The following is an 8,171-nucleotide window of genomic DNA, read 5'->3' as shown; positions in this document are numbered from 1 at the left end:
AGACAAATGAGAGGAACATAAAGGAGTTGATTTCATTTGTAGAAAACAATGTAATTCATGTTGTGAAAGTATAATTGCAACTTGATGAAAAAATAATAGATAATTTTAAGAAAGATGATTAGGAAAGAGAGAGTTTTAGTGCGTGATAATAAGAAAGTTTTTTTAAAAATGTTCAAAAGAAAGTTTAAAGATGAATTTGAATTTTCTGAGGATTCTTTTTTATTAAAAAATGAAGAGAAATCGAAAGATTTTGATCGTTCTATTTTTGTTGTTTATGAAAAATCAGAATTAATCGATTTTTTAAAATTAGATAAAAAAGGAAGAAACGTTATGATTTGCTTTTCAAATAAGAATCTTTTGAGCGGTTTATTTTTTCTTGAAGATATAAAAAACCTTTGCTTAGTTGATATTACAAAAAGCAGAACGGAAATATTTAGAGATTTAAAAGTATATTTTAAAAATAAATCAGATTTGATGCCTAAACTGCCAGAAATTGCATTTTCAAATCCAAGTTTTACCCAGATGCAGTTTAATAGTTTTCAAAAGGCTTTATTTCAAATGTCATAACCTGTAGATTGAAAAGTAAGTAAAGAAATGGGCATATTTTAATATGCCCATTTTTATTTTTATTATTTCAACTTATAGATTTCTGATCCAGCCAGTAAAAAACATCCTAAACCATAATCTTCAAAATCCGGAATTTTGTCATAGGATAATGGTTGTCCATCTTTAGGTTCTTTTCCTGTTGATTGTAAATAGCCTAAAAAACCGTTTGAGTGAAGACTTTCAGTTGTTATGGCTTTCCATGCTTTTTGAATTACAGGAAGATAAGTCTCTCTTTTTAAAATGCCATTGTTTATACCGTATGCCATTCCGTAGATGAATAATGCGGTTCCAGAGGCTTCTTTTTCTCCAAAATTAGTTGGATCGTACAGACTTACATTCCAAAATCCATCCGCTCTTTGAATAGGAACTAGTGCAGCCGCCATGACCTTCAAATCTTTTACATATTGATCTCTATGCGGAGCATTTTCAGGAATAATAGTTAAAACCTTTGCAAGAGCAGCAATTACCCATCCATTACCGCGGCTCCAATAACAGTTTTTTCCATTTGGTTCTTTATAAGGCGGGTCAAAATCAGCATCACGCCACCATAAACCTTCTTTCGGATTGAATAAACCGTTGTCTCCATGTTTGTTTCTAGAGAACATATACATTTCATACATTTTTTCAAAATAGCGATTGTCTTTTTCTAAAACTCCCATTTTTGCAAAAACCGGCATTCCCATTTGTATAGCATCAATCCATGACCAGTCATTTACTTGAGGCGTATTTAAAAGCATATTAATGTTTGCCTTTGTATTTTTTAGTTTTTTAGAATCGGGTTCTAAATTATACAAATCGATATAGGTTTGTGCGGCGCAATAATTGTCAGCGTTTCGGGTTACGTTACCGCCATTGAATCCCCATTTATGAAATTCGGCCCATGCATAAGCATAATCATAAAATGAATCCTTAGGATAAATTTCATGAAGAGCCATTAATCCTTCATAATATACGCCTCGAGTCCAAATATTACTGGGACGTTCTTTGTTTGTAATTATAGTTTTTCCAGTATCAGGCCATTTTTGCATAAAATAATCATTTGCAAGTATCATTTGCTGCAGTACCTGTTTTTTATCAAAAGGCTCTTGCGCATTTAAGCAGCCTGACGAGAAAACAAATAGGAGTGAAAGAAAGAGTAATTTTTTCATTTTTCAATAGATGGTTATATAGTTAGTTTAGTTCTTTTAAAGGTGTCAGTGTTACTGGTCCTAAAAGCCCGGAAGGCATTGGATTCCATTTTGTCGCATCAAATTTTTTATAATCTTTGTCTACCATATTTATTTCATGGAAGATTTTCCATTCCTGTCCTTTTAATTCCATGTCTCTTATTCTGTTTACAGGCAGATTAGTCACTTCAATTTTCAGAATATTTTTACCGGGTTTTAATTTTTGAATATTCAATTTGTATGGAACAGACCAAGCAGTACCAGCAAAATCATTATTTATCCACACCTTGGCGCTTTCTCGAACATCGCCGAGATTAAGACTCCAATGGCTGATTTTAGGGTTTGGATTTTCAAACTGCAGCACATAAGCAGCTGTGCCTGAAAAAGCTTCAGCTTCTGTGCTTAATTTTGTCCAAGATTCTAACTTATTGATGGTGGTGCTTTGAGGTAATTTCGGCCCGCCTTTTTCAAAAGTTAGTTTCCAAGTTCCTGTCAATGGGAATTGTGTAGAAGCTGTTTCATAGTATTTCCATTTTTTTTGAGAAACTGTATTTTCAGTCTTTAAAAAATAGGATTGCCCTGGTTCTATTTTTATTTTAACGTAAGTCATTCCGTTCTTTTTCTCAATCAGAGCATTGCCGTATGCTTTTGTTAAAGGATCGAAAATAATGACTTCTTTATTTTCAATTTGCAACGGAATATAGTCATCTATCGTTTTTATAGTATGATTTACTAAGTAATAAATTTTTTCGCCGTCAATATCTCTTCTAATGAATTTCAGACCTGTGTTCACAAGACTTTCAGGTTGAATTTTGAAATCTTCTAAAGTTTTTAAAACATCAGAAACAGGCTCAATTATACTTTTATTTGAGACTAAAAGATTTTGAAGATTTTGTTCTTGTTTTTTATAATCATTGAAACCTGGGACTGATTCCGGCAGACCTTCAAAGATGATTACCGCACCTGCTTTTTTTAGTTCAATTAGTTTTTGCATTGTTGCAAATGGCATTTTTTTGCAAGCGGGAATAATCAGTGATTTATAACGTACTCCAGACACAATTATATTTCCGTTTGCAACTGCTGCATCAGAGATAAAATTATCAGAGATAAAATCAACACTATATCCTTTTTTCATCAGGCTTTTTGTAGTGTCATAGAAGGAAGTTCCATACAGCCACTCTGATAAAGAATGTATTTTGAATTGAAAGAATAAATTTCCGTTTTGAAACTTATCCCACGTGTCAAATATTGGCCAATAGAGAAGAATTTCATTGTCAGATTTTCCTTGTTGAAGCATCGATTGACAGTTTGAAATATAGGAGAACAAAGCGGGAGCATCTTCCCAAATTGTATTATTGGGATTAAAATTAACCGATGCGTAAAATTCCCATCCCGGCCATGCAGCACGTGTTGGAGAATAAGTCGAGCCATGAAGAAAAATATGATTGACACCATTAAGCATCAAATCTTCCGCTTCGGGCTTACATTGTGACAGTGCCGTTTTAAAATGTTCTCGCAGCCATGTGAAAGTTTCAGAAGAGACTAAATTTTTACCAGAAATATGTGCTGCCGATGAGGCAAATTTTAACATTACAGGATCAGCATCGCCTTCGCGAATGTCTTCTTTCTCGCGTCGAAAACCAGGAATATCAAATGGCATAGAACCAAAAGTTTCGCATTCGGGAATATCTGCAGAAGCGTAAAGATCTATTAAATTCCCAGGTGAACCATGTGCTTGTAATTTAGTTTTAAATTTTTTTGAATGAGCCCAATTTGTCCATGACTTGTCGAATTTATTCAGTAATAAATCAGCAATAGTCTGACGATAATCGCTTCTAATTCGATTTCCAATTTCATTATCAGTTTCATTCAGTAAAATCGAGAGTTGTTTTTTTAAATCGTAGCCTCTTAATTTTTGAAACTCTTCAAAGAAATTGGGTGTAAAGTCAGTTCCATAAACCTCAAAACTATCATTAAAAACGGCTCTTATTTTTCCTTCTCTTCCTTTAAACGCATTGTTAAACGGAACTACATATGCATTTAAAGCTTCTGCTGAATAATGATCTAAAGTGTAGCCTTTTCCTCCAGGAGCAGCTCTTTTTACCTGTTGTCCTGTTTTACCGCTAAATACGGCATAAATAGTATAATCTGTTTGTTTGGCTTTCCAATTTAATCGGTTTGGTTCCAGTTTATTCGGAAGCTTAATTGCAGATCCCTCAATTCCTTTATCTTTTGAAGCTGCTTTGTTTTTTTCGAGATTGTCCGTTAAATTTATATAAGAACCATCGCTTCCGTAAGCCACAACATATAAAAGTTCAGCGGGTGTTTTTTCTTTACTGCTGTCAAGCGTTATATTTCGATCAAATGTTTCATTTTTTTTAAGCGGATATTTTTCAACAATAAGTTTAGTTGCCGCATAAGGCAAAGTAACATGTGATCCTCCATAAGGCCATCCTGTACCTAAAACCATATCAACCTGCATTTTTAGACTGTCAGCAGTTTGAATAGTATAATCCAGCATTTCCATCCATTTTGGAGAAAGGTAGTCTATGTAATTGCTTTCTTCTCCTTTTACTCCGTAGATAGGAGTGATTTCAACTCCGCCAATTCCTGCTTTATTAAAATCGATTAAAGTCTTTTTTAAATTTGGCTTATCAACAGCGCTGCCCATCCACCACCAGCGTGTCCATGGCTGATTTATGTTTGCAGATTTAGGCCATGGAGAAGTATTGCTGTCCTGTGCAGAAAGGTTGTAATTACAAATAAAAAATAAGGTAATAAAGCAGAATGTTTGAAGTTGTTTCATTATTGATCTAAAAGATTTAGCCGTTATTAAAATTTATTAATTTTTTGTAAAAACAGAATTCGTAAAAACATATTTAAAATTCACTGTACGAAAGTAAAAGTATAAGCAACCTATCAAAATGCTATCCTGTTGCGTCCTGTTTTAATTGAATATTGTAAAAATTAAATTATCATTAAATAAGTTATAACGTTTTTTAATTGATATTAATTTATGGGAATAAATAGGAATAGTGAAAAAATAATTTACTAAAATTTAGTATAATGTATTTGTGTATTTTGTATATAGCTATCGGTTGTAAATCAGGTAGTTGAGTTATTTTTTGTTAAAGTAAACTTAATATTATTTTGTAATATATTGAAAGTTAACAGGATACTACAGGATGCCGTGAAAGTCGCTTCTAAATAAATTTGGTTTGAACTAATTACCTAACCAAATTTAACTTTTTATGAAAAACAAGCTTAATCTTTTGCTGATTATAGCCTTATGTGTACTAGTGTATTCATCAGGTTATGCGCAAGGAAAAACGGTTACAGGAACCGTTACTGACCCAGCCAAATTATCGATACCCGGGGTAAATGTAATTGTCAAGGGAACGAATAGGTCTACAAGTACTGATTTTGATGGAAAATACAGTATTAATGCTGCTCCAGGGGAGACTTTAGTATTTTCGTTTGTGGGATTTGTCAAGCAGGAAATAAAAATTGGCGTCGCACAAAGTTATAATGTTTCGCTAGATGCAGAAAGCTCAAACCTAAATGAAGTCGTAGTTATTGGTTACGGCACACAAAAGAAAAAATTAACTACAGGAGCGATTTCAGGAATAAAAACGGAAAATTTTACAGAACGTCCAATTTCGAGAATCGATCAAGGTTTGATTGGTCAGGTTGCAGGAGTTCGTGTGAAACAAACTACGGGATTGCCAGGACAGCCTTTTAGTATTGAAATTAGAGGATCAGGTTCGATTACAGCAGGAAATGAGCCTTTGTACGTTGTTGATGGATTTCCAATTTATACGGAAGGAAGTAACAGCAACGGATCATTCTCAAACGGAAGTCCGCTGGACAACATGAATCCAAATGATGTGGCTTCTATCGAAGTATTAAAAGATGCCGCAGCTGCTGCAATTTATGGTTCGAGAGCTTCAAACGGAGTTGTAATTATCACCACTAAAAAAGGTAAAAAAGGTAAAACAAAATTTACTTTTAATATGTATGGCGGGGTTAATAAAGAAGCAAACCGAGTTGATATGTTATCATCTCAAGGATGGATCGACAGAGCAAAAACAATGATCGATGCACAATGGGTTGGTTCAGGAATAGCAGGAGCATCGGCAAGTCAATCAAATGCAGAACGTATTGCAGCTTACAATTTAAAAAACCCAACCGCACCGCTTACAACAGCAAATACCAGATATTATACTTATCTATACGATGACAGATGGGATATTCCAGGACATCCAGGATTAGATTATATCGATTGGCAGGATAAAGTTTTCCGTACCGGAGAATTCAATAACTATCAATTATCTGCTTCTGGAGCTACAGATGCTGTAAATTATTATGTGTCTGCCAATTATCAAAAAAATACGGGATACATTGTGGGTACAGATTATTCATTATTCTCAGCAAGAGCAAATGTTGACGTGAAATTGTCAGAAAGCTTTAAAATGGGAATTAATTTAGCGCCTTCTTATTCTATTAAGAATGATCCAGGTGTTGAAGGTAAAGACAATACGTTGTTTAAAGCACTTACTGCAACGCCAGTTTTTGAAAGCGCTTCTAATGCTGCGGGAGAAAAGTATACAACTAGATATGCGTGGGGAAGCAGTACAACAAATATGTTGAACGCTCTAGCAAGAACTGGTAGAAACTCTATGTATAGAAATTTAATCTCTGGATATGCAAGCTATCAATTTGCCAATAGTTTTACTCTAAAAAGTACTATTAACTTTGATAATTCAGATAATACTACTGAAAGCTATACACCAAATGATGTAATTGCAAGTATTAGAGGAGCATATAATACGTACAGAAGACAAAATATTGTTAATGAGAATACTTTAACGTATGACAAAACTTTCGGAAGCCATAGTTTTAATGTGCTTTTAGGACAGTCTTTCAACTCATACGAAATAACAAAATCAACACTTTCTTCAGGAGCACTTTATAATAGTTCAAGTATTGAAACGCTTCCAGCAGGATCAATTGGATCTACAAATGCAGAGAAAAGTACATTATTATCTTACTTCGCACGTTTACAATACAACTTTAAAGAACGTTATATTTTATCTGGAAGTATTAGACGTGACGGTTCATCTAAATTTGGTTCTGACAGAAAATGGGGAGATTTTTACTCTGTATCATTAGGATGGAGAATTAAGCAAGAATCATTTTTAAAAGAAGTGAATTGGCTTAGCGATTTGAAACTTAGAGCAAGTGCTGGTACAAACGGAAGTAATAATATTGGCAGCTACGGATCTTATGCTACACTTGGAACATTCAATTATTCAATAGGAGGAGCAGTGGCAATTGGTCAAGGCGCAGCTTCAATTCCAAATCCTACTTTACATTGGGAAGAATCAAAAAGTATAGATCTTGGAGTAGATTTTGGATTTATCAAAAACAGACTTTCTGGAACATTTGAAGTATACAGAAAAAACAACAGCGAATTACTTTTAAGAGTTCCTGTTCCTGGAGATTCAGGTTTCCCTACTTACCTTACAAACATTGGAGAAGTTCAAAATCAAGGATGGGAATTTGAGTTGAATTCATTAAACGTTAAAACACCAAGTTTTGAATGGAGAACATCGGCAAATATAAGTCATAACGAAAATAAAGTATTAGCATTAGGACCAGATCAATCTAAAATTGAAATCAGTAACTCATTTGACGGAGGTGTACCATTTATTAAACTAGAAGTTGGAAAACCAATGTATACCATTTTTGGATTAAAACAAAATGGAGTGCTTACACAAGCAGATATCGATAACGGAGGTACTACAATTGGAGGAAATAAATTAGTATTAGGAGATCCTAGATATGTGGATCAAAACGGAGACAAAAAAATCAATTCAGAAGATCGTGTAGATTTAGGAAACCCAACACCAAAATATACTTGGGGAATCACAAATAGTTTTAAATACAAAGATTTAGATTTAAATGTTTTGGTTCAAGGTCAAAATGGAGGTACAGTTTATGGTTTAACAGGTCGTGCAATTGATCGTACTGGAATGGGATCTGTAGAAAATTCATTAAATGTAGATCCAGCAGTTAGAGGAAATTGGAGAACTTCTTTTGGATATCAAGCAAATTCTGACTGGTTGTACAAATCAGATTATGTAAGTATCAGAAGTATTTCTATTGGATATAATCTGAGACAAGCCTTAAAAGGAATTACAAGAATTGATAATGCAAGATTATATGTAACAGGAGAAAACTGGTTCTACTGGAACAAATATAAAGTAGGTTTCAATCCAGAAGCAGTAAATACTTCAGCAAGTTCAAACAGTGATTTCTCTGTGCCGGTAGATTACGGTGGAGCGCCTTTGGCAAAATCATTAGTTATCGGACTAAACATTAATTTTAATTAAACGA

4 protein-coding genes are annotated in these 8,171 nt (G+C 33.8%); 2 read left to right on the top strand and 2 right to left on the bottom strand.

Going from position 1 to position 8,171, the window contains the following annotated elements; genetic code table 11:
• Positions 1–168 precede the first annotated feature (168 nt).
• Positions 169–567: a hypothetical protein gene (locus tag B0A81_RS18470; RefSeq protein WP_123922208.1), complete on the top strand. Its 399-nt coding sequence runs from the start codon at positions 169–171 to the stop codon at positions 565–567.
• Between the two features lie 62 nt (positions 568–629).
• Here the strand turns inward: B0A81_RS18470 and B0A81_RS18465 are convergent, their stop codons facing one another.
• Both B0A81_RS18465 and B0A81_RS18460 read right to left on the bottom strand, forming a co-directional pair.
• Entirely contained in the window at positions 630–1,754 is a 1,125-nt protein-coding gene (locus B0A81_RS18465; RefSeq protein WP_089059367.1) for a glycoside hydrolase family 88/105 protein, read from the bottom strand.
• Positions 1,755–1,776: 22 nt separating this feature from the next.
• A complete protein-coding gene (locus B0A81_RS18460; protein ID WP_089059366.1) occupies positions 1,777–4,578 on the bottom strand; it encodes a glycosyl hydrolase in 2,802 nt (933 codons plus the stop codon).
• A gap of 445 nt (positions 4,579–5,023) precedes the next feature.
• Between B0A81_RS18460 and B0A81_RS18455 the strand changes: the two genes are divergently transcribed.
• Positions 5,024–8,167, top strand: coding sequence for a SusC/RagA family TonB-linked outer membrane protein (locus tag B0A81_RS18455; RefSeq protein WP_089059365.1), 3,144 nt, complete (start codon positions 5,024–5,026; stop codon positions 8,165–8,167).
• The last annotated feature ends 4 nt before the right edge of the window (positions 8,168–8,171 follow it).

The sequence above is a fragment of the Flavobacterium plurextorum genome, assembly GCF_002217395.1.
GTDB lineage: Bacteria > Bacteroidota > Bacteroidia > Flavobacteriales > Flavobacteriaceae > Flavobacterium > Flavobacterium plurextorum.
The sequence above is the reverse complement of the archived record's forward strand: the minus strand, read 5'-3'. Positions and strand labels throughout refer to the sequence as shown.

Excerpts from the sequence above, each read along its gene's own strand:
- B0A81_RS18470 (WP_123922208.1), top strand. The coding sequence starts at position 169 with ATGTTCAAAAGAAAGTTTAAAGATGAATTTGAATTTTCTGAGGATTCT.
- B0A81_RS18465 (WP_089059367.1), bottom strand. The coding sequence starts at position 1,754 with ATGAAAAAATTACTCTTTCTTTCACTCCTATTTGTTTTCTCGTCAGGC.
- B0A81_RS18460 (WP_089059366.1), bottom strand. The coding sequence starts at position 4,578 with ATGAAACAACTTCAAACATTCTGCTTTATTACCTTATTTTTTATTTGT.
- B0A81_RS18455 (WP_089059365.1), top strand. The coding sequence starts at position 5,024 with ATGAAAAACAAGCTTAATCTTTTGCTGATTATAGCCTTATGTGTACTA.